The 23992-nt window shown below is 32.8% G+C and carries 22 protein-coding genes and 1 riboswitch; of the genes, 5 read left to right on the top strand and 17 right to left on the bottom strand.

The window, feature by feature from the left end; translation table 11 throughout:
* Positions 1-33 precede the first annotated feature (33 nt).
* The 5 genes from CAP47_RS07390 to CAP47_RS07370 form a co-directional block, all read right to left on the bottom strand.
* Positions 34-825 (bottom strand): universal stress protein, encoded by a 792-nt coding sequence (locus CAP47_RS07390; protein ID WP_100776041.1) that lies wholly within the window; start codon positions 823-825, stop codon positions 34-36.
* Between the two features lie 64 nt (positions 826-889).
* On the bottom strand, positions 890-1930 hold the full coding sequence (locus tag CAP47_RS07385) for a response regulator (protein ID WP_100776040.1): 1041 nt from the start codon (positions 1928-1930) through the stop codon (positions 890-892).
* Positions 1923-3179, bottom strand: a complete 1257-nt coding sequence (locus tag CAP47_RS07380) for a PAS domain-containing sensor histidine kinase (RefSeq protein ID WP_100776039.1) — start codon at positions 3177-3179, stop codon at positions 1923-1925. The genes CAP47_RS07385 and CAP47_RS07380 overlap by 8 nt, the downstream gene beginning before the upstream one ends.
* 120 nt (positions 3180-3299) lie before the next feature.
* Positions 3300-4043: a tetratricopeptide repeat protein gene (locus CAP47_RS07375; RefSeq protein ID WP_100776038.1), complete on the bottom strand. Its 744-nt coding sequence runs from the start codon at positions 4041-4043 to the stop codon at positions 3300-3302.
* Positions 4044-4045: 2 nt separating this feature from the next.
* Positions 4046-4627, bottom strand: a complete 582-nt coding sequence (locus tag CAP47_RS07370) for an RNA polymerase sigma factor (protein ID WP_100776037.1) — start codon at positions 4625-4627, stop codon at positions 4046-4048.
* Positions 4628-4726: 99 nt separating this feature from the next.
* Here CAP47_RS07370 and CAP47_RS07365 point away from each other — a divergent pair, with 99 nt between their 5' ends.
* The 4 genes from CAP47_RS07365 to CAP47_RS07350 all read left to right on the top strand — a co-directional run bounded on the left by CAP47_RS07365 (position 4727) and on the right by CAP47_RS07350 (position 11312).
* Entirely contained in the window at positions 4727-5716 is a 990-nt protein-coding gene (locus tag CAP47_RS07365; RefSeq protein ID WP_100776036.1) for a hypothetical protein, read from the top strand.
* Between the two features lie 405 nt (positions 5717-6121).
* Positions 6122-8098 carry a PKD domain-containing protein gene (locus tag CAP47_RS07360; RefSeq protein WP_100776035.1) on the top strand — a complete coding sequence of 659 codons (1977 nt, stop codon included), beginning with the start codon at positions 6122-6124 and terminating at the stop codon, positions 8096-8098.
* A gap of 32 nt (positions 8099-8130) precedes the next feature.
* Positions 8131-10713: a CHAT domain-containing protein gene (locus tag CAP47_RS07355; protein ID WP_100776034.1), complete on the top strand. Its 2583-nt coding sequence runs from the start codon at positions 8131-8133 to the stop codon at positions 10711-10713.
* Between the two features lie 200 nt (positions 10714-10913).
* Positions 10914-11312, top strand: a complete 399-nt coding sequence (locus tag CAP47_RS07350; protein WP_100776033.1) for a hypothetical protein — start codon at positions 10914-10916, stop codon at positions 11310-11312.
* A 175-nt stretch (positions 11313-11487) separates the two neighbouring features.
* Here CAP47_RS07350 and CAP47_RS07345 read toward each other — a convergent pair whose 3' ends face one another.
* Positions 11488-12639, bottom strand: a complete 1152-nt coding sequence (locus CAP47_RS07345) for a hypothetical protein (RefSeq protein ID WP_100776032.1) — start codon at positions 12637-12639, stop codon at positions 11488-11490.
* 228 nt (positions 12640-12867) lie between these two features.
* Positions 12868-13057: riboswitch (cobalamin riboswitch) on the top strand.
* 116 nt (positions 13058-13173) lie between these two features.
* On the opposite strand from CAP47_RS07345, the gene CAP47_RS07340 reads away from it, so the two are divergent.
* Positions 13174-14286 carry a T9SS type A sorting domain-containing protein gene (locus tag CAP47_RS07340; RefSeq protein ID WP_100776031.1) on the top strand — a complete coding sequence of 371 codons (1113 nt, stop codon included), beginning with the start codon at positions 13174-13176 and terminating at the stop codon, positions 14284-14286.
* Between the two features lie 144 nt (positions 14287-14430).
* On the opposite strand, the gene CAP47_RS07335 is transcribed toward CAP47_RS07340, so the two are convergent.
* From CAP47_RS07335 to CAP47_RS07285, 11 genes are all read right to left on the bottom strand, one after another.
* Positions 14431-14922 carry a hypothetical protein gene (locus tag CAP47_RS07335; protein ID WP_100776030.1) on the bottom strand — a complete coding sequence of 164 codons (492 nt, stop codon included), beginning with the start codon at positions 14920-14922 and terminating at the stop codon, positions 14431-14433.
* A 53-nt stretch (positions 14923-14975) separates the two neighbouring features.
* On the bottom strand, positions 14976-15590 hold the full coding sequence (locus CAP47_RS07330; RefSeq protein ID WP_100776029.1) for a hypothetical protein: 615 nt from the start codon (positions 15588-15590) through the stop codon (positions 14976-14978).
* A 255-nt stretch (positions 15591-15845) separates the two neighbouring features.
* Positions 15846-16262 (bottom strand): hypothetical protein, encoded by a 417-nt coding sequence (locus CAP47_RS07325; RefSeq protein WP_100776028.1) that lies wholly within the window; start codon positions 16260-16262, stop codon positions 15846-15848.
* A gap of 133 nt (positions 16263-16395) precedes the next feature.
* A complete protein-coding gene (locus CAP47_RS07320; RefSeq protein ID WP_100776027.1) occupies positions 16396-16989 on the bottom strand; it encodes a hypothetical protein in 594 nt (197 codons plus the stop codon).
* A gap of 697 nt (positions 16990-17686) precedes the next feature.
* Positions 17687-19027, bottom strand: coding sequence for a hypothetical protein (locus tag CAP47_RS07315; protein WP_100776026.1), 1341 nt, complete (start codon positions 19025-19027; stop codon positions 17687-17689).
* A gap of 69 nt (positions 19028-19096) precedes the next feature.
* Positions 19097-20080, bottom strand: a complete 984-nt coding sequence (locus CAP47_RS07310; protein WP_100776025.1) for a lipocalin family protein — start codon at positions 20078-20080, stop codon at positions 19097-19099.
* Between the two features lie 40 nt (positions 20081-20120).
* Positions 20121-20579, bottom strand: coding sequence for a lipocalin family protein (locus CAP47_RS07305; protein WP_153043505.1), 459 nt, complete (start codon positions 20577-20579; stop codon positions 20121-20123).
* A gap of 18 nt (positions 20580-20597) precedes the next feature.
* Complete coding sequence (locus CAP47_RS07300) at positions 20598-21233, bottom strand: laminin B domain-containing protein (RefSeq protein ID WP_100776023.1); 636 nt, start codon at positions 21231-21233, stop codon at positions 20598-20600.
* Between the two features lie 12 nt (positions 21234-21245).
* Positions 21246-21767 carry an outer membrane beta-barrel protein gene (locus tag CAP47_RS07295; protein WP_238140995.1) on the bottom strand — a complete coding sequence of 174 codons (522 nt, stop codon included), beginning with the start codon at positions 21765-21767 and terminating at the stop codon, positions 21246-21248.
* A gap of 85 nt (positions 21768-21852) precedes the next feature.
* Entirely contained in the window at positions 21853-23538 is a 1686-nt protein-coding gene (locus CAP47_RS07290) for an ELWxxDGT repeat protein (protein WP_100776022.1), read from the bottom strand.
* Positions 23539-23607: 69 nt separating this feature from the next.
* On the bottom strand, positions 23608-23982 hold the full coding sequence (locus tag CAP47_RS07285; protein WP_192869967.1) for a DUF4870 domain-containing protein: 375 nt from the start codon (positions 23980-23982) through the stop codon (positions 23608-23610).
* Between the last annotated feature and the right edge of the window lie 10 nt (positions 23983-23992).

Here is a 23992-nt window from a genome sequence, read left to right as displayed (position 1 = left end):
ATTGAGTTTTTAAAGATATAAAATCTTATGAAATCAACCATGTAAAAACAACATTGGTAAATGTTTATCGCTTATAAGTTGTGCAGTTTGGTGAGAGGCTGAAAAAATTCGGTTGAAAACACTGAGGTTTCTGGCAAAAATGATACTTGAATCAAATATTCTCTCAGTTTGAAAATTATCATTATTTGCACTGATATTTTTAATACTTTCAAAATCTAAGTTAGAAACAATTCTATTAATGCGTTCCTTCGTCAAGTATTGTCTTTCAGACATTTTTTCTGATTTTGAAAGAGAGAGAACCGTTAATTCACTAAGATCAACTGAATAAATCTGCTTGATGATTGAAAACAATTTATGATCAACTGATATTGAAAAATCTGTTGGCAGTACAAACTTTCTAGGAATTTTTATTTGACTGTATTTTGAAACCAACAAAACATGACATTTGATCTTTGTGATAATATCAAAGGTTTTTTTATCAAGTTCAGAAGCATTTGAAGTTTGATAAGAATGGCTATTGCCTAAAATAATCAAATCAATTTTGAGAGATTCAACAGTTTCACGAATTGAGTCAATGTATTGCCCTTCTAAAAATAAAGGTTCAATCGTATGTTTTTCATCTAAAAATGGCTTGATTGTCTTTAGATTTTTCTCAAATTTTGGCTTAACCAAATCTTTACATTCTCCGCCACAATCAAAAACTGAACATGGCAACTGAATGTTCAAAAGTGTAAAATGCACGTCGCGATCATGCAAAACTGTCCCAGCATATTTTAAAATATGCTCGGCGTTTTCCGAAAAATCTGTTAGTACCAATACATTCATATCACTTAAGTCTAAGTGCAAATGTATCTGGTGGAGTGCTAGTTTTTTATGATAAAAATCATGTTTAGGAAATATTCTTTAAAGCCTCAAAATCAAGAATTTTTATATTTCTTCCCTCAACTTGGATGATTCCTCTTTTTTTAAAATCAGATAAAGTCCTAATTAAACTTTCCGATGCTATTCCAGCAACAGCAGCAAGGTCTGCTCTAGAAATACGAATTTGATTCAACTTGTTTTTCTTTAAGCGCTCAGCAAAAACCAATACCGTTTGGGCTGTTTTTTTACGGACAGAACTATAAGCCATCTCTACAAGTTGAGATTTTGTTTCATTTAAAGAATCGCCAAGATTATCAATGAACTCAAACATAACTTGTGGATTTTTATTAAAAAACTTCCTGAAATCATCTATAGAAATTTCATAAAGCTTTGTTTTTTCCATAGCAGTTGCATTATCAACATAGTTTGAAGTTTTAGTAAAGCTTAACTGCCCAAAAAAGTTATCATCTCGAAAAAGAGCTGTGGTTAACTCTTTCCCGTTTTGATCGATTTGATGTGTTTTCACAACACCTCTTTCAATTAAAAAAACACGATTAGCTGTTTGTCCAGCTTCATAAATCATTTCATTTTGATCGTAAACTTGAATTTCAAAATCTTTAATAATTTCTTTCAAGGCCTCAAAAGACTGAAGTTGATTAGAGTCTTCAACTTCTTCAATTTCTCGCTCTTGTAATATTTTAGTTTTTGCAATTCTGCTTTCAATCGCATGTATCAAATCGTCTTCTTCAAAAGGCTTTGTTAAATAATCATCTGCGCCAAGATTCATTCCTCTGCGGACGTCATTGCGATCGGTTTTTGCAGATAGAAATATAAAAGGAAGTCGCTTAGTTTTTGGATGTTGAGATAATGCCTTCAGAACATCGTAGCCATCTAATTTTGGCATCATAATGTCGCATACAATGATATCTGGCTGAAACTGAATCGCACTTTGAATTCCTAGTTCTCCATTTGCCGCAGTTTCGACATCGTAATCAGATAATTCCAAAATTTCGGCTGTATTTTCTCTTACAGTTTGATCGTCTTCAATTAAAAGCACTTTCTTACTCATGTCTCTTTGGTATTTCTATAAAAAAAATCGTTCCTATATTTTCTTTGCTTTCAAATTTAATTTTTCCATTGAGATTTTCAAGGTGATCTTTGACAATATTTAAACCTATTCCTGTTCCTTGATTAAGTAAAGCGTTTTCAGCCCGAAAATAACGCTCAAAAATATGCTTCTGATCTTTAGCGGGAATTCCCATGCCTTGATCTTGAATTTCAAATTTTATAATTTTATTGTCAGATGTGTCAACTTTAAAATAAATATCTGTATGGTCTGGTGAATATTTAATGGCATTTCCTAATAAATTTGCAAAAACCAACTCAATAACTTTCTTGTCTTGCCTTAAAATGGTGTCATCAAGGTCTTTGGGATAATGTAAATTCTGTCCTTCTTTTAAAGTAATATTTGCACCATAAATTATTTCGTTAACAAGATTAACCAAGCTAAATTCTTCATAGTTATAAGAAACTTTGCCTGTCTCTAGGCGTTCAACAGACAGGAAGTCATTCAGAATTCCCGTTAAATAATGTACTTTATTTTTTATGGTTTTGAGATGTTTCTCTCTCTTATCTTGCTGATCGGTTTTTTGATACTTCCCAATTAATGTGGTTGATGTCAAAATTCCGCTTAAAGGTGTTTTAAACTCATGAGAAACCAGAGATAAAAATTTAGTTTTCAAATCGCTCAATTCACGTTCTTTTTGGAGCGCATCTTTGGTTTTTGCTTCAGCAATTTTCCTTTTGTTAATCTCAATTTCAAGAGCTGCATTCAAGTCTGTCAGCTTCTTAATTGTGCGTTCTAATTCCTCTGTCCGGAGTTGAATTTTCTTTTCAAGTTCTTCGTTGAGTTTTTCAATAACAACCTCACTTTCCTTTCGAATAGTGATATCCGTCACCAACGACATGACAAAATTTTCGCCTTTAAGTTTAAAAGGATTCAAGCCAACTTCAACAGGAAATTCATGTCCATCTTTGGTTACACCGTAAAGCTCTTTACCAATTCCCATTTGTCGGCGTTTTGGCGTGTCTAAATATTGATCGGTGTATTCTTTATGAGCATGATGAAATTGCGTAGGTATCAATATATCTAGATGTTGTCCAACCAATTCATCATAAGAATAGCCGAACATGTCGCAAGCAGATGTGTTGACCTCAACAATGTTTTTGGTTTTATTAACAACGATCACGCCTTCAGAAATACCTTCAAATAAAAGTTTAAAGATTTCTATATCTTTTCCAAACCCTTTGTTCCTCACCTGTCATTAAATTTGACAACAAATATAACAGATATCAAAGAATTGCACTTATAAAAAGCAAAAACCTGATATTGAAATAAAATTCAACATCAGGTTTAAAAAAGTTTTAGTTCTATAAATCTAATTCAGTTTTTTATAAAGCTTTTGAGCTTCTTCGTATCTATCACTTTCTTCAGGAATCTGACTCAGTAATTGTGAAGTTGCTTTATTATTTTCCTGTTTTAGTTTGCTCAATGCACCGAACCATAAAGCTTCATTAACAAAAACGCTTTCGCTTTTTAAAATATCAAGATAAAGTTGATCTGCTTTTTCAAACTCATCGGTTTCAACTAAAGAAATTGCCCAATAGAGCTTGTATTCAATATTATCATTTTCTTTAACCAAAGTTTCAAAATAAGATGCAGCTTCAGCAAATTGATGAGAGTTGAAAGCTTCTTCAGCTTCTTTTAAATTTTTATTTTCTTCTCCTCTACTCTGAAAACTTATAGTTGCGTATTGATTATAATCACTGTAAACTGGCGTTGAAAATTCTTGGTAAGCGTAAATTCCAACAAGAATTAAAATCATCGCTGCCACGCCTATTCGCCATGGTTTAAAACTTGATTTTTTGGTTTGATTATTTTCATTTGAAGATTTCTTTTCAAAATAAGAATCAGCAACTCGATCAATTGATTTTTTGACAGCTTCTCTTTCCGAATGCTTTTTAAATTTATGCTCAAGTTGATGAGAAACGTTTTGATAATTTTCAAATGCTTCTTTAAAATCTGAATCGGTTTTTAATCTTTCTTCAAAATCCTTTTTCTCATCAACTGATAAATCTCCAGCCAAATAACTCTCCATTAAAATGTATGCCTGCTCTTCCATTTTTACGATTTTAAATTTTTATAACGAGGAGATTTCTGAATCATTTCAGTCAGTTGGCCTATGCATAAAGATTTCTTTTTTCTAGCATAAGCATAAGAAATATCAAGTTGCTCAGCGACTTTTTTCATGGAATCTATTTCAAATGATTTCTTCAATAAGTCCTGACAAGCTTTTCCTAATTTTCCAAACATACTTTTAAAAAGCTCTTGTTGATCTTCAAAAAGACTTGTTTCAAACTCTAAATGATTGGCTCCTTCATGTTCAGATACAATCTCTTCTTTAATTGTTACCGTATCTAGCTTTTTCTTTTTCAATTTATTATACCATCTTCTTTTACATAACAAGAAAAAATAAGCATCAAAAGGGCAGGTTAATTTTAGGTCTTTAATGCAAGCTTGGTCATAAATGACAAGTAGAACTTCTTGAATAACATCTTTTGCTTTTGCTTCATCACCATTATTTTGACAAATAAAATGAATGACTTTAGGTGCAAATTTATCATAGATTTCTCTGATAATAAAGGAGTTGTCTCGCTTTAAACCTTCTATGTATTTTTGATCAGGATGTGTTTTTTGTACGCTCATTATACAAATTATAAAAAGTAAATGTAAAAAATTTAAAATTATAGGGTAACACTTCTGACTTTAAGTTGATGTAAGGGTGAACAATTAAATTCAAAAATTATGAAAACGATGAAAACTTATTTAACACTTGCGCTAGCAGCCTTATTTTTATTTAGCTGTAGTGATGACGACGACATTTCACCTCAACCAGGAGGGCCAGAATATCACGTTCCAACTGCTGCGGCGATGGATCAGTTATTCGATAATAGTTTAGCTTCAATAACACAAAACGCTCAATTTGATGCTGAAGACGGGATTTCATTTACGAGTGACGCAGGGACAAGTTTATACATTCCTGCTAACTGTTTAACATTAAACGGTGATATGGTGACTGGTGAAGTTGATTTAGAATTTATTGAATTCTACGAACGTGCTTCTATGGCAACTTCAAACAAACCATTAATGGGTGTGAAACCAAATGGTGATAAAGCCGCTTTACAAACTGGCGGACAATTTTTTGTACAAGCTTACCAAAATGGAGAGCCTCTAGATATGGATTGTTCTTCAAGTTTAAACGTCCCAGCTGATTTAACAAATGGTATTAAAAACGATATGACACTTTGGACAGGCGTTATGAATGAAAATGGAGATCTTGAATGGAATGAAAACGATCCAGATGGTGGAGCAGGAGAACAAGAAGGTGTTTTCCCTGATGTAGATGCCTATTATGTCAATTTTGGAGATTTTGGTTGGACGAATGTTGATAGATTCTGGGGAGATCCTAGACCTAAAACAACTTTACAGGTTCAAGTTCCTGCTGGTTTTGATTTTGAAAATAGTGCTGTTTATTTATCATATGATGGCGAACCTAACTTGCTAGCTAAATTAGATGTTTTTGATGATCAAGCCAATATTTTTTCTGAGCATTATGGTCAAATCCCAATCGGTTTAGAAATGCATATCATATTTATCACAGAAGATAATGGCGATTACCGCTATGCAATCCAAGGTGTGACAGTTCAAGCCAATGATCTTTACGTTGTAGATATCAATGATACGACAACTGGTTCATTAAATGAACTTGAAGCAGAAATTGAAGCTTTACCTTAACATGAATAACCAAAAAACCTTTAGCACTTCATCATAACTAAAGGTTAATGAAACACAATTTGTTGTGTATAGCTTTGTCAATAGACTGATAAACAAGTTATAGAAATCTTTATAAAGTAATGTTGTTGTTTTTTTCCGTCTATTCCTTATTTAAAATGAAATTGGCAAAGCACTTTATCCTCAATGCATGTTTAAAAGAAATAAGATTTGGTAGTGTTTCAATAATAATAAACCAATCAATTTGAAATCTTTCTTCATCAAGCTTAATAACTAAAAATTGAATAGCCATTTTAATAAGGCTTCATGAAGAAAATCAATCTTTTTTCCGGAAGCATGAATTTTAATAGATGCGGTGATTTATTCACCGCATTTTATTATTTTTAAGAATTTTATAATTATATCTTCATGAAAAATGCAATTATACCTTTTATTTGCTTATTGATCTCCAACTTTAGTTTTGCACAACAAACTCAAGTTGACACACTTAGTCGTGAAGCAAAAATTCAATTTAACTCTCAGGGAGATTCCCTTTTATTTAAAGCCGATACACCGCCTCTTTATCAAAAGGCTGGCGCTCCACAAGCTTACTACACTTATTATTGGGAGTTTGGCGATGGAAACTTTAGTACAGAAAAAGAACCCAAGCACAGCTACAAAAAGAAAGGTGATTATGAAGTTCGTTTATGGGCGACAAACCACTATGATAATGGCAAAACACCAACAACCAGACCTGAATCAGTTTCTGTAAAAAGCACGCCAGATGATGCTGAAGACAGAGCTTTCATGACTGAAGATATTCAACTGAGAAAAAACAGAGATCCTATTCCTGATGAAGAAATCGTTGTTGTGATGAGTTATAAAAACTTAAAACAATATGTGACGAATGGTAAACTTTACTTCTTCTACAACGAGAAAAAATATAAAGCTGATAACTTTGAAATTGAAGAGACACGATCTTATCACGGTGAAAAAATAAGTGATGAAAAACCTATTTATGCTACTCATCAAGAAGTTTCTTCTGAACATACATGGTTAGCTTCTCATAAAAAAAGTCTTCAAGATTTAAAGATCACTTCTCAAGATACAACCGAAAAAAAAGATTTACAGCTCAGCTTAATGGAAGCTGACGAAAAATACAACAATAGTCAAAGTATTGAATTTGAAAATTTGCAACCAAGTGAAGAGCGAAACATCTTTTTCACTTTACGTACAAAACCAGAAATGCTGAAAGACACAAGCGCCATTATTAGCGTCAGAAGTATTTATGTGCCAGATTCAAATTATGAAAATCATAAAGTGAAAGATTTAGAAATGGAAATCGTCAATTCTCACGACCCCAATAAAATGTCGAGTAACGCAACTGTGATGAATTATAGATTAGTCAGGTTTAAGACTTTTAAATTTAAAATTCAGTTTCAAAATAACGGTGACGGACCAGCAAGCACAGTTCAATTAAAAACTGATATTCCAGATATGTTTGATATGTCAACCATCAAAATTATTGATCAATATCCTGAATGCCCAACATGTCCCGATGAAACTGAAGTTCGCTACAGCTGTATTGATACCACAAGAACTGAGCAACAAGCTATTTTTACTTTTAAAAATATTTATTTGCCAGGAAGTCAACAAAAAAACGTTGCCGATGTTGATTCAACAAAAGGCTTTGTCAAATACACAATCAAGCTGAAAGATGATTTTCACAAGCAAAAAACAAAAAGTAAAACAGCCATTATATTTGATAAAAACGAGCCTATAATTACCAACACAGCAACCACTCGTTTTATTCCAGGAATTTCAATCGGTGCAAAAGCAGGAACAATTCTGTCGCCAGATTTGGACAATCACAGTTCGTATTTTGTAGGCGCAACAATTTCTCCTTTCAAATCTTACAGAGGATATTTTCAAGCTGAATTGATGTTAACTGCTGAGTCTTTTGATGAATTCAAAAATTATGAACAACTAAAAAGAGGAGATGCTGCCACAAATGCTTCTAGCCTTTTTCTTTATGAAGAAGAAAATGATATTAAAAACTTCGGCATTCATCTCGTTCCCGCTTCCTATCGCTATAATATCAACAACTTTTTAGCTGTTGGTGCTGGGGTTGAACTTAAAATGAATTTATCTCAAAAAATTGAAAACAAAACAGAAGCAGAACATTACCTGATTTATGAAGGAGAAGATATCAGAATTCGAGATGAATCTAAAGATATCTCGGAAACTTCAGAAAGCAAAAATCAATTTAATGATTTTCAAGCAGGTGCATTTGCAGGCTTCAATATTGGTGGTGCCAGAATTGGCCCAAGTGTTGGCGCTAGGTATATTTATTACTACAACACGCCTCACGATCACATTCAGCTCTATGCTATTTGGAAGTTTTAGATTACTAAATTTTAATTCAGAATTAGCTTAATATGCGAAATTTATATTTAAGATTTATTTGCATCTTAATTTTCTGTGCTTTTCAAGCTCAAGCTCAAAATTTAGAAGACAGCATATACAATTCACTTGATACTTTTGTCGCTTCGCCTAGTGAAGAACATCTCAATCAATTTAAGTTTGAAATTAATGAAATTTCTCAGAAAAATTTAAAGCCTGAAGAAAAATTAGCAGTGGTTATTGCCCAATGTAACATGGGTTATTATTCAAAAAAATATAACCAAACGCAACAAGCCGTTTCGTTGTATGAGAAAGCTTGGCTTTTGTATCAAGAAGAAAATTTTGACAATTACGACATCACTGAATATTGCCTTAAACCGCTAGGCAATCTTTATACAAAAACAGGCAATTTCACTCAAGCTGAAAACATTATTAAAACATATATCAATCAAGCGATAAAAGAAAATAATAAAGATCAAGAAATAGCGGGCATCATTAATTTATCTGTTGTTTACCACAACACAGGTCATTTTGAAATGGCGATTGATATTTTAGAAAATCAATTAAAAGAAGCTGATTTAAAACCAGAACAAAAGAAAGCTTTAAAAAACAATTTAACCACAAATCTAATTGCTTTAAAAGATTACGAAAAAGCAGAAAAAATAGTTTCAAGTTCTACTGAAGCTGGACACTCTTTCAATAATTATAAAAATGAGGCTTTACTCCACTTAAAAAACAATAAAATTTCAGAAGCCAAAGACAAAATGAAATTAGCCGAAGAAATTTTGCTTAATAAAACAGACCTAAATGCGAGAGACTTAGCAAAATTTCACACTGAAAAAGCTGATATTTTCCTCTTCAATGAAGAATATGATAAAGCTGAAAAAAGTTTTTTAAAAGCTCTCAAAACACTTCTACCTCAAAAAGATTTAAAAGCTTTTCCAAATCGAGATATTCTTTATCCTGAAAATACATTTCTCACAATTTTTGATGGACTCGCGAAACTACAAGATGATTGGGAAAAAGCACTTCAGTATTATGATTTGAGTTTTTACGTTTCTGATTTAATCAATCATGAAATCACAAGTCAACAAGCTAAAATATTGCACCTCAGCTCATCAAAAAAAAGAACCGAAACTTGTTTAGGTATTTTATATGAGCAGTCAAAAAAATCAAGTGACAACTCTATTTTCAAACGAGCGCTGAATTATGTTGAAAATAATAAAGCAATCGTTTTAAAAAAAAATATAAAGAAACGTGCAATTTCGGAGACTCAACCTCAAGACTCAATTTTATCAAAAAGCCTAGAATTGAAAAAGCTTCAACAATCACTTATCAATCGTGTTATAAGATCTCAATTAAATAATGAAAAACCTTCTGACAGTGTTCTTAAAGCATTAAATAAAATCAATTTAGCATACAACCAAACACAAGAACTAATTGATAAAGATTTAAAACAAACAACGAATCATCAGGTTTCAATAGGAGAAATTCAAAAGAAATTAGAACTTGACAAAGCTGAGATGCAGCTGTATTTTTTTGGCCAAGAATCGGTTTACGATTTCCTGATCACAGAAAAAACGACTGCGTTTAACAAAACAGGAACCGCTAAAGATTTACGAAAACCTGTCAAAACATACTTATCTTTCTTTGAGGATCCTTCAGCCATCAATTCTCAACTCAAAGACTTCAAAGAAAGCGCTCATCGACTTTACCAAGATTTAAATTTAAAACAACTTCAATCAAAAAACATTGTTATTGTTCCTGATGCTTTATTGAGTTTTACGCCATTTGATTCCTTCTTGACAGAAAAAAGTAAGACCTCCCAATTTGAGAAAATGCCATTTTTAATTCGTGAGAAATCTTTGACTTATCAAACTTCTATTTCATTTTATTTAGATGATAGAAAAGAATCAGATTTAAAAAATCAACTTGGCGTTTTTCCGATTTTTGACAATACCAGTTATGAATTAAGCTACTCAAAAGAAGAAGCAAAAAGCTTTGGAAAATTAGAAAACTCAGATATTTTATACCAAAACAAAGCCACAAAATCTGAATTTTTAAAAAAAGCCTCTCATTATAACATATTGCATTTATCAACTCATGCGCAAGGCGGCAACTTTTCAGTACCTGCAAGCTTAGCTTTTTATGATGAAACACTGATATTACCCGAGTTATATACTCTAGATTTAAACCCTGAGCTTGTTGTTTTGAGTGCTTGTGAAACAGGAATTGGTAAAATTCAAGGGAGCGAAGGCGCGATGAGTCTCGCTAGAGGTTTTCAATATGCTGGAGCAAAAAACTTACTTTTTTCATTATGGCAAGTCAACGACCAATCAACAGCTGAGATGATGACATCTTTTTATAGTTATTTTGAAAATCATCAATCAAAATCCTATGCCTTACATCAATCAAAATTAGATTACCTAGATCATTTTGAAATTAGAAACCATAAACAATCACCTTATTATTGGGCTGGATTTGTGTATTACGGCGAAATAGAGATACCTCAAGAAACAGATTCTCCACAAATAAAATGGTGGATAATCTTTATTATTCTCGGAGCTATCTTATGTATTTTTCTCATACTGAGAAAAAGAAAACACAATTCTTATTGACATAAGTCAATAAAATTCTTATTTGTTTCCTGTATATTTTTAATGATTGAATATTCGTATACCTTTGTAATTACGCGAGCAAAAAGCAAAATTTAAATGCCCTTTTTAAAATTATCACATTCATACAAACCAAAATAATACAAAATTTTCTATCGTATTTTCAATATAGAATATTACAAAAAATTTAAGCTCATAAAACTATGAAGAAGAATAAAAAATTCAAATATGTTGTCGCAACTATATTAGTTATTTTTGCTCTTACCACAATCTTTATGAGTAGTTCTGTCTTGTTCGATTGGTTTGGTATTCGTGCAAAACAAGGAAGCTATGCACCTTTTATATTGAAGACAAATTTAACTGCTGGTTTTTTTTATTTACTTGCAGCTTTTGGTTATTTAAAGTCTCAAAAATGGCCTTTTTGGATCATGCTTTCTGTCGCTCTCCTTCTGTTTTACTCAACGGCTTTACTTTATTTGCATTCTCAGACAGTGAAACTTTATGAAAACCGTATTCTAGTAAACATGATTTTTAGAATTTTATTTACGATCATAATTGCAGGACTGATGTATAAAAGTCCAAATAAGAAACTTGATTCATAAAGACAGCATATAATCTATTTCTTATCTATTAAACAGCTGCTGACCTTCAGCAGTTTTGAAAAACCAATGATTTGCCTTGGGATTATTTTCCATTTTTTGAAAAAGTCCGCCAGCAAACATTATCAGAATCAAAAACCATCTTACACTCTATGGATTATTATTCTGGTGATTCTCATCATTTTTTCTTCTTTTTGCCTAATAAATAACCGGCGTAAAAAGGCAGTCCTAAAATAACAATAACGAAAAGAATTCCCAGCAAAGCGAGTGTTCGAATAGTGCTACGAAGCTCCGCCATTGTGTTTTTAACACCATCATTGACAATGGTGTGAGCTTCTTCAGTTAAGATTTTACGCTCACGTTGAAGCATTTTATCAAAAGCATATCTTTCGCGCTCAATCATTCTATCTATCAATAATCTTTCTTCTGAAAGACGTAACATTGCATCCGAGACACTTGTGTTTAAACCTGAAAACAAAGGATCCATCTGCTGTCGGAAAGTGATAAGTGCGTCATCTATTAATTCTGGAGCGTTTTCTGCGACGTTAATTAGTCGTTCGGTTTGCGATTGAAATTCTTTGATTTTTTGCTCAATTTTAATAGAATCAATTCCTTTTTCATTTAAATAAAGTTGTGTTTCCCACTGCAGTTGTTTTCTGGTTAGATCTGAACCATAACTGATTTTGCTTCCCATATTTGAAACCACTTCAGACAAAGTTCCGACAGTCTCAACTGCAACATCATCAGGTGTGTCCTTAAATTCAAAATAAGCATCTTTCACCGTTTCCATTCTGTCAAAATCTATGGTTTTAAATGGTGATTTTGCAGCTTGTTTTTTAATGAAATCAGATAAAGCGATATAATCTTTTTTGGATTTTACACTCGAAGCAATTTTCTGGATACGCGAAAGATTATCTGAAGTTGCTGACTTAATAATTTGTAGTTGCTGCTCATTTAAATTTTCATTTTTATAAGTTTTAAAAAAGTTATCAGCTTTTAAAGTATATGTCCAAACATCAACCATAGACACTTGTGGTGATGGCTGAAAACCAAATTTCTTAAGTTGTTTGGCAGTGTTTATTTGCCAACTTAAAAGTAATTGTTGAACCTTTTGATTAGGTTTACTTTTAAGAATACTGTCAGAAGCATTTTGAGTAACATTCATCGCATGCCCTACAAATTCATGCGTGAGTAAACGCGTATTGAGATCGATAACCTCAAGAGGTTTTTGTTCACTTTCTATTCGAACTAAAGAGCATGAATTTAGAAAAAAAACAACACCTATAATGCTAAAAAGCTTTGCAAAAACTAAACACTTACTATTGAACATTTAATTAATTTAAGAGGTTTACCTTCAATTTAGTTAAAATTCTCAATTAAAACGTAGCCTAAACCTTGAAATAATATCGATTAATTGAAAAACTAAAGTCTATTCTTTTATTGGAAAAATATTAAATCTTAATAATTTGAATTTGTAAAATTATACTATCTCATACTCAAAGTTTCACTTTTAAGTTTTTGATAAGAATTTATTTTAGATATTAAATTCATCATATTTATTATATATTTGCAGTAAGGTTGAACGATTGTTCATGAATAGGGAATCAAGTGAGATGATATCAAATCTTGAGCTGTACCCGCAACTGTAAGCTTTTTAAAAATTATTGTATAAAAAACCACTGGATTATTCTGGGAAGGTTTACAATAACAAGCAAGCCAGGAGACCTGCCTTTAGAATGAAAAATAAACTTTCGGGAATAAAGGTTTACAAAGAGTCTTCACTTGCATTTAATAGAATGCAAAATTCTTTTGTAACTCAAATTCCATAAAGTTTCGGGAGTTAAACTTTTAAATTTATATAGTTATGAGAAGAATTACTTTTTTATTATTTGTGTTTTTGACCCAATTTGTTTTCGCACAATTTACATCAGAGGATGTTAAATTTTATGTCGGTGACGGCGATCAAACAGCCTATATGGTCATCGACTTTAAAGATGGAACTGATGACCGTTCTTACGCTTGGGGCTTTAAATATAACGCTAGTGAAAATCCTACTTTTCAAGATATTTTAGAAACAATTGAAATGGAAGAACCTGCTTTCCAAATTGACCAAGCCGGTGGTTTTCTCAATGACATCATTTACAACAACCACAGCGGATTAAGCGGTGACCCGGATTGGTGGAGTACGTGGAGTGGAAGCTCAATAGCAATGTTTGAAATGAATGGCGGAATTGGCGAAGTTGTTGAAAACGGCATGTGGTATGGCTGTTCTTATGGTTTTTCAAATCCTGAGGCTGAAGCGCCAATCACGCCTATCCCTGCTTACAGCTCATCATGGTTGAACCATGATGATATTGAAAATTGGATTGGCACTGGGAGCAACCGAAGTTTAGTGATTGTTGATTTTGGAACTTCAACTGATAGCGTTGAAGATTCATTTGTTTTTGGCATTCAATATGATGGAAGCCTAACTGCTGAAGAAGCTTTGAGTATAATTGAAAACAACACAAACTACTTCAATTATACATTTGATAGCGAAGAGGTTACAGATGTACAACTCGACATTCATTCTGGACAAAATTCAGCTGAAAACCAATGGAAGTATTACACAGGAACAAATTTATCAAACTGGCAAACAGCTACAGATTTTAATCAAATACAGTTATCAAATAACTCTTGGTTAGGATTAAGTTTTTCTGAAAGAAGACCTTATATCCCTCAAGAAGCAGAAACGGTACTCAAATCGACAAAGTTTTCTGCTGATGATTTCATGGTTTATCCAAACCCTGTAGCATCAAATATTAAAATACAAACTGAGAAAGAGGTTACAGCTGTCAATATATATAATGCGGCAGGTCAACTTGTTTTAAGCTCAAAAATGAAAAACATCGACCTGACTCATTTGCAATCTGGATTTTATCAGATTCACATCAGTACAAATGAAGGTGTTGCGATTAAAAAATTAATTAAGAAATAGTATTTCAAATTTCAAAATAAATGAAGCTCTTAAGAATTGAATCTTAAGAGCTTTTTTGATAAAAGAAGTCCCAAGTATTGATTTAACACCTGAGACGTTCTCGCGAACAAATAAATCCTTTTAGTAATCTATACTTCATTAAGCTCAATCCAATTTTTTTAAAATGAAAATCAAAGGCTCAAAACCTGGTCTTGCTCTATCTCGATTTCTTCTGCTGCCATCAGGTATTTCTTCTAACTTTAAAGTCGTTGCATCAATTTGCATAATTCTGAATTTTGTGATAGGCGGAAAAGGACGATCTTGATAAGAATGGCTTTCAGCCAAATCAACAGTCAAAATCTTGCCATTTACTTGATAATGACCAATGAAGTACTCATAAATCATACAACTTTCATCGTACCATCTCAATTTCATTTTATGGTCTGAAGAAAAGCCTAAGCGATCACCCTCTTTGTGACATATATTTTGATAAGGTTCAAGCTGACTGTTAGATTGTTTATTTAAAAAACCTGCTTCTTCAAACGTCCAATTCCCCCAAAGACTATTTGGTAAGGGTTGTTGAAGTGTTATGCAACTCTCCAACATCATGCAAACAATTATCAATAAAATTGTATTCCCTAATTTTAAAGTTTTCATTCGCTTATATTTTGCGTGTTTAGAAACAAGTTTTTTTTGTGATTCCGTAAAAGTTACACTCTATTAATCACCAGTTTTGCCAGCTTTTTAGCTTTATCTATCATAGCTTTTGTATCATTAGGTTTATCTTTTCCTGGCATGACCATCACGGAATGAGAAACGTAAAAGATAAATCCATCGCTGGATACGCGAAGTTGTCCACCACCAAGATTACTCCAAGTAGCTTTATCGCCTACTCCAGAAACTTTTTGTAACTCACGATTTTTATAGACCGTTGAATTTTGGTTTTTCCAAATTTTATCGATTTGACTATTAGTTCGCTTTTTCCCTTTTGCAAAATTCAATAAAACGGTATATCGCTCAAATTTTTTGCCTGTCGCTTCCCAATCATAAGAACATGATGAACTTCTATTTTTCTTTTGCTTTATTTCTACATTATCCGAAAGCGAAAAAACACCACGGACATCTTCCTCGGTTATAAGTTGACAGATATCTTTACGTTTACTGGAACCAGCAAAACTTTCCTCATTTTCTAGTTCTTCTATTTGATCAAGCTGTTTCGGTTGGTCCTTTTGAGTTTTTTTATCTTTACACGAAACTGATATGCTTATCAAAAAAACAGCTAGCATAATCTTGGTAGTTCTGGATAATTTAAAAAGTGTTTTCATAATTAAATTTATGTTGGATGAAAAAAATGCTAGAAATAATATAGGTAAGCTATAAGTCTAGTTTATATCAACTATTGGTAATTTAAACTCTCCTTCTGTTACTGTCAATTCTTTGGTGTTAAAATCATCATTTGGACTATAACTATTATACAACGTCATGTTGAATGTCCCTTTAATAGTGGTGTTTGTTATGGATGTAATTTTAAATAAACCTTGACTTTGTGTCAATTCCCCATCTTGACTATAAGAACCAACTCAGTAAATATCTGTCTCAGATGAATTTTCTCCATCAAGAAGTACAGTGGCCGTTAACATGTAGTCTTGGCCAAAGCCCACATTACTTAAATCATAGTTCATTGGGCTGTTGGGAGCAGGTGCAACCTCTACTGCTATCATTAAACCTGAATTATCATCGGCCATAATGATTGTTAATTTATCGATTTCATTTCCTTCTATTTCAAATTGAGTTATTGTCGCAAAACTATTATCGGTTTCAGATGAGAATTCGATTATCTGATTATCAACGTTAATGACTGCCGATGCATTTCCTTCATTTATACTTGGCTCACCACCATTGTCACCAATATCATCGTCGCTGCTACAACCGACAGATATGGCGCCAACTATTAATAAAAAAAGGATTGTTTTGAATTGATTTTTTAAAGCTTTCATTTTAAGTGGTTTTAGTTATTTTTATAATTAATTTTTGTGTGTTTCTTGGCTATTGAGTGACGCATCATCTCAAAATCACGAAAACGATTCTTTTGTATATTTATCAAATTGCGCTTAGCCATAATTACAATGATCAATACTGCTCTACATTTTCTGGAAAATTCACTTTTATGGTTCCCTCTATCTGTACTTCACTACCATTTAATGCGTTGATAAAAGTTCCGTTAAAAGAAATTTCATAAGCAGCTAATCCTGTGTAAGCTGTATTTATACCAAGAGAATCTGTAAAATCAACTTCTGATAATTGCATACTACCAGAGACACTATTATATCTAATGGCTGAGGGCTCAAACTGGAAACTTAAATTTGAAGCATTGTTATCTAAACTTCCAATAGTTCCGTTTGCATAGTTAAAACTACCACCAATAATAAGGTTCTCTTTAAAAATATTTAAGCTTATATCCTTTTCATTACCGAATTGCATGTAAGCAGAATAATTAGCGAGCAACAATTCGGTGACGGTTAAATCGTTTCCTATTTCACCAATGTAATCGCCAGCTATTTCTCCTCCAGTAATTGTAAAATTGTATGTATGTGGATCACCTGCAAATTCAAGTTGACTTCCTCTCGGATTTGACGGATTGGAGTCGTCATCACTAGTACAGCCTACTAAAAAGCTTAGGGCTATTAATAGAATTAAATAAGAAGTTTTTTTAAAATATTTCATGATAGTTGTTTTATGGAAGTTTAACTTTTAAAAGAGAGTTGAAGTTTTACATCTTTTTGATCACCCGGTTTGCTAAAGATTTGGTCTTATCTATCATTTCTTGAGCTTCTAAAGGATTGTCCTTTCTAGGTGTGATATAGAAAGACACGAAGAAGATATATCCATCCGCTGCTACGCGAAGTTGTCCTCCTCCCATTTCACTCCAAGAAGCTTTATCGCCTATACCTCATACTTCTTGAGGATTGTGTTTTTCTAAAAACTTATTTTGTGTTTCCCACACTTTATCAATCTCACTACTGCTTCGTCGATTTCCTTTTGAGAAATTAAGTTTAATAGAATAAAACAATTTTTTTGTTTCAGGTGACTCCCAGTCATAAGAAGTTATTGCATCTTTTTTAACTTTCTTTTCAATAACAACATCATTACTTAAATCAAATACATCTCGAATATTTTCTTTAGTGATGAGTTCGCCAATATCGTCACGTTGACTAGAACCAAAGTAACTGCCTTTTTTTTTCTTCTTGGCATGAACTTAAAGTGACAATAAGTACAAGACATGCTATCAAATTAATATTTCTGATTTTTTTAAAGTTTGTTTTCATAATTTAATGGTTTTTAAATTCATCATTGTTTTTTAAGTTATTTAGCTTGGACTCCACTCAAATCTGATATAAATAAAAGTTTTAAAATCAGAGATTTACTGCAAATTATCAGGCACAGATATTTCTTGTCCTCTCCAATCAGAAAATAATTTAGAGGTATTGTCTAATTTTAAATTAGCATATTCCAAATGTGATTTGTTTAAATCTTGTATGCTTACACCATAAGCAAAGCACTTGCTAAAAACTACATCATGAATTTTGAGGTATTTTGATCTTTTTAAAAAAACTGCCCCATTTGGTTTCTTAGTCGTTTGTCCTGCATTTTTAAAAACAACATGTCCAATTTCATTAAGCGGACTGCTAGAATCAATAGTCAGTTGATTCCAAAAACCAGGAACATCATGTTCACCACGGATGATGATGGGATCTTCTTCTGTGCCTACCATCACTAAAGAAGCTTTATCTTGTAAATGCATCCAACTTTGAGCTGGCATTACGATTTCAGTACCAGCTTCTACAGTTAGCACGCCGTCTCTGTACCTAAAATCACTTTGAAGAAAATAAGGCACATTTAAGTTTGCCCATGTTGCGTCGCCGTATACTGTTCCGCCATTAAGATCAATGTAATCTTCATCGTTTCCTGAAAAACTATTGGTTCCATTAAATAATCTCAAGCGACTTGCGTCTGTTTTAAATGGAATTTTATTTTTAGTAAATGTGCAGTTTTCCATAAAGATATTATGCACATCTTTTCCGACATTATCATGTACAATCATCCCATAGTTTTTACTATTTGAAAGCGTACAATGCTCAAGTTTTAAACTGCTATCTTCATTATCAATTTCTAAGGCTGCTTTTGAGCCTCCTGCATAATCGATGGTAACGTGGCTCATTTTGTTATTTGAGCTAGAGCTTTTGCTAAGAACGCCATTCCAAAAGCCTTTTGTTTGTTCTTTCCCTGTCAAGATAATAGGTTTCTCGGCGGTACCTTGCATTTTAAAAGTCGACTTATCAGTAAAATACATTCCTGCGTCTTGATCAAATGCGATAACTACCCCTTCTTCGATTGTTAGTTTTCCATCTATTCTGGTCATACAAGATATCATATAATCTACAGTAGAATCAAGATTGTTTATCAAGACTGTATTGGGATTTTTTCTAAAATAATCACAGTCTAATGCGATTGGAGCGGTATTCCCTTCTGGTGACTCGGGGCTCGTTTCGTCATCTTCCTCAATAGCGATTCGCGAGTTAGCTTTCTTGGATAATTTAGAATCTTTATTCTCTTTATCATTTTTTAATATTGAGGTTTGTTCTACTTTATCAGAATCTTTCTCTGAGTCACTGCTCTCACTCTTCTCATCATTACCGCAACTGATAATGACGAAGCCGATTAGAAACAATAGTATTTTAAATTTAAGTTGAAATATTTTCATGATTAGAGGTTTTAGTTTACTATAAAATTTTGATTCCAGGGTTAGTTCCTACTCTTTTGTTAGTGTAATTTAATTTTTGACCAATGTAAGTTTCTGAGAATCTTTCTCAAGAATCAAAGTTTTAATAGTGATAGATATGATTTTCCAAGTATCAGTTGAGCTATTTTGTGTTACCTTAATTTCATCATCGTCAATGATTTCATAAGTTCCATTTAGACTTGTTCCTTCGATGCAGTCCCCATTACTTCGATTTTCTGCAAAGGGTTTAATTATTAAAGCCTGATCATTCCTGAATTGGATAAAAGTCTTTTTGGTACAATTTGATAAGCTAGAGCGTCCTTCAATCTGTCGATAAAACCATTGACCAATAATTTTTTCTTCAACGGGTAAGTTTTCAGTAGATTCTGATGACATATTATCTGAAGTAGTTTTTCCTTTGTAACTCTTTCCCGTTACCATATATGGTTCTTCAGGAAAACCGTAAACGATAATCTTTTCTCCATTTATTTGATCGATAGGCATCGCTCCTAATCTTTTTTCATTTCTAAAAAATGACAAAAAATAAGTTGAGTCGATTTGATCTAAACGAATTGTTTGATTTACATCTTCATTAAGCTTACCAAATTGGACATCAATCGTTCTCCCTTGATAAGTTACTTTATAACATGTGTTTTTTATTTCTGAGGTATTCAGATTTGTTTTCGTTGGTTTTAATCTTACAAAGTCAATAGAACTTTTTCCTCGATCTGGTGTTAAACGCAATCGATTATCATTGACAAACTCAAACTTCCCATCAAGAGGGATTGACCCAGGGTCTACAGTTATGCGATCACCACTAACTTGGTAACCTATTGTGACTTGATGTTTATCAAAAGTATAATTGATTAAACTGTCTTTTGTAAACTCTATGACTACAACTTGCCTAGAGTTTTTTTTGGATAAAATCCACTTTCCCTTGAGCTCTTGCGCATAAGAGAAAGTACAACTTAAAAGACAAATATTTAAAAGGGTTAAGATTGATAATGATTTAAAAATGGATTTAGATTTTTTCATAAAAATTTTACTGTTATAGCTATTATCATAAACAATTAGCTTATTCCATGCCTTTTACAAAACTAACTTCGCCTTGCATGAAGGCGACATCTTTGAGCACTAACTCTGATTCACTAATAGATAGAACCTTAGAGTTAAATGTGTCATTTGGATCTTCTTCTCCATTATCATTTAAAAGGATAAATTTAATAGTGTCATCGCTAATAAATTCATAGTGATATGAGGTTACCATAAGAGGTGTACATTCCCCTCCAGCAGCGTTATAAATCACTGCACCAGCAGAACCCTCATTATCAAACACCAAAAAAGATTTGCCTTCGCAGTTATTTGAAGGGAACTCTTGTTCGGTATTATCAAAAAGCCATTTTCCGATAATAAGTTCTTCTGTATTATTGTTCTCTTCATTGTATGAATTATCATCATCACTGCTGCAAGCAGCAACACACATCATTAACAGGATAAAGAGAAAACTTATATTTTTAGGTCTATTATGTAACATATTTTTTTATTTAGATCTTTAATTTTCAATAATTTCAACTTTATCTAAGCCTCCATCATCTGAGCCTGATTCAAATTCTCCACGAATCCAGAATTCTGTTACGTTAGATAAAACGTCTTTGATTTGAGCTTCTGTAGCAATCGTATTTTCATCAAACGAACCATAGTACCATTGACCATTATCCATAATTTCAATACTATAAGGTGTCCAATCTGAAGTTGGGTATTCAGATATTAAATAAAAGATTTGCTTTTCATCACTTTTAAAAATAATGTCTTCACTTTCAAATTGATCTGACATAGCAGAATTTTGAAACAAGCTATAATTGAGAGTAGCTCCGTAATATTCATTTTTGTCTCCTAAATAATCATCAGGAGCTGAAAAATACCATACGCCACCTGCGACATCATCATCTGCATAAATATAGCCTTCAATAACTCCTCCTTCTTCAGAATATGAAGCTTCAATGTAACCACCTTGCGCATCGCCTACAATAGTCCAACCTTCAGCATCGTCTTCAAATAAGCTATCTTCAATTGAGGCTTCTTCATTTGGAGGCTCTGGTGAATCGTCATCACTACTACAGCCCACCATAAGCAAACTTGCAATGAATAAATAAAAAATATGTTTTAAGCTAAATTGTTTAATCTTCATAATTTTTGTTTTTTAAATTTTAAATTTTACACCTGCAGCTAACACAAGCTGCCCGCCATCAATAATGACGTACTTGAGTTCGGCAAAAGGCATAATGCTATCATTGTTCAGATGCATATTTGCACCTGCGCCCAGGTTTAGTCCAAAACGACCATCAGAAACCGAGTAACTTTCTCCAAAGAGGGTTTCAGAGCTCACTTTAACGCTACTATAATTAAGACCTCCCAGACCATAAACATCAAATTTACCGTCGCTTAAGAAGTAGTAGTTAGCATTAGCATTAACTTCAAACCAGTCCATTTTTATTGGTCCTTCTTCTTTCGGTAAATAGTAGATAAAACTTGGAGAGATACTTAATTTCTCCATCACTCCAAATTCGGCGTTAGCACCAATCCCTATATTTTCTATTTCAGTTCCGTATGCTAACATACCACCTATTCTTGTGTCGATTTCTTGAGCTTGTGCATTTGTCAAAGAAATTAAGCTAAAAAAGAAAAAGCTTAATAATGACATAGTTGATAATTGTTTTTTCATGATTTAATTGTTTTTAAGAATTCTGATTAAGAGAATTAAAACCACGGAAGCCCATCCTAAGCTCCCGCAGTTTACTTATTTGATATTATTTTTTAATGATTTGCTTTGTTACAGATTTATTATTTTCTGTAGTAATTTTCACTAAATAGTTTCCACTATTGTATTCCGATAGATTGATTTCAGATTTTCCATCCCAAGTTTGTAAACGTTGACCTTTTATAGAAAACAGAATAATTTCAGAGATTTGATGTGCTCCTGATTCTAAGTGAAGTATATCTTCAACTGGATTTGGGTGAACAACAAAATCAATTGTTTCATAATCTTTAATTCCAAGATTATTAGTAGTTAACTTGTAAAGTTTTAGACCATTATTATCATAATCTGCTGTATAATACATGTTACCATGTGCAACTATAAAATTAGATTTTTGAGAGGGATCTTCTCCTAAATAAAATGGATTTGTATTAGGCGCTATACTTGGGTCAGAAGCTAATTCAGTACCTCCTGTGGTTCCATCAGAAACCCAAAGTTTACCATCTCCATTAGCATCAGAAGCGACATAATACAATCTACCATCATAATTTATCATTATACCCCTAGGGCTTCCTGAATCACTATAAACAAGTGTAGTACCTCCTGTGGTTCCATCTGTTTTCCAAAGACCAGAATTTGTACCATCAGAAGCACCAAAATAAAGCAGACCATCTAATTCCGTAAATTGATTAGGGTAACTACCCCCATTACCTGGATTGATATCCTTTAACATTGAAGTACCACTCGTCGTTCCATCAGAAATCCAAAGTTCTCGACCATTAATATTGTCATCAGCATAAAAATATAGATTGCCGTTAAAAGCTGTGAATCCAAATGGAAAACTTCCTGAGTTCATATTACCAGGATATATATCTTTTAACATATATGTTCCAGACTCAGTTCCGTCAGTGACCCATGGCTCTGTGCCATTATCTCCTGTTGCTCTAAAGTAAACCTTATCGTCAAACTCTGCAAAACCATATGCTTGAGAAGGCGCGAAACCTGGGTTGATATCTTTTACCATTTCAGTACCTTGACTTGTGCCATCTGTCACCCATAGCTCTCTTCCATCTGTACCATTATCTGCTATAAACAGTAAACTACCATTATACTCGAAAAATCGTCTTGGAGAACTATTATCAGAACCTGGGTTGATATCCTTTAAAAGTTGTGTTCCTGCTTCAGTTCCATCTGTGACCCAAAGTTCTCTTCCATTTGTCCCATCATCTGCAGCAAAATAAATATTTCCGTTAAGTTCTGTCATACCCCTAGGTGAACTACTACTCACTCCAGGATTTATATCTTTTATCTTTGTAGGAAAATCAAACGTTTGATGAGTTGCAGAATGATTAAAACCATATAATTCATACTCTGTAAGATTCACCTGTCCAGTAGTAACTAACCTTCCTTGCAAAATTAATTGTCCATTAAGAGCTACCATTTCAGATGGATCATTTGCTGAATAGTTTACAGGTGCTACTCCTGGATGTCTATCGACCTCATTTCCTGTTGTACTTAACAACCATTTATCACCGTTTGAGCTTTCCCCATTAAAGTAAATCCTATTGCCTAATTCTGTAAAACCCTTAGCATTTAATGGTGATCCATCAATTAGCTCAGGTACCTGCGCCATTAATGTACTTCCCAAAAGCATCGCAGCTAATGTGACGTAAATCCGGGTACTTGCTAAACAAGTACTCAATTTACTTTTGTTTGATAAGTAATTTTTCGTTTTCATAATAATAAATTTTAGAGTTAAATTAATTGCTTTCAGGTTTCTTTTTTTACCTGGAAGACTTTTTAGATATTAAATATTTTTAAACCATTCCTCATACTTTTTGCCTAACCATGGTACTGGTTTCTTTTTTGCATTTACAGCATTTACCAACCCCATAATCCATAAATAAATTAAAGCGATTGTTCCTAAGAAAGACGCTATCCAGCCGAGAATAGGAATCATGCCTACCACGCCTAAAGCCAAGCCTGTCAGTCCAATACCTAAAGCTTGTTTGATGTGATATGTTGAGAAGTCTGCTTTTTTATCATTGTTCATTACAAAAGCGATGATCAAACCGATGAGCGTGATATAACTTATAATAGCAATGGTTTTAGCTTCTGAAGTAACCTCAGAATTCACATTTGTATCTTGAGTTGCTTCTGTAGTTTTTGTATTGTTCTCCATCATTTTAGAT

Origin of the sequence: Psychroflexus sp. S27, from assembly GCF_002810405.1 — a bacterium.
GTDB classification, from domain to species: Bacteria; Bacteroidota; Bacteroidia; order Flavobacteriales; family Flavobacteriaceae; genus Psychroflexus; species Psychroflexus halocasei_A.
This window is presented reverse-complemented; position numbering and strand designations above follow the sequence as displayed.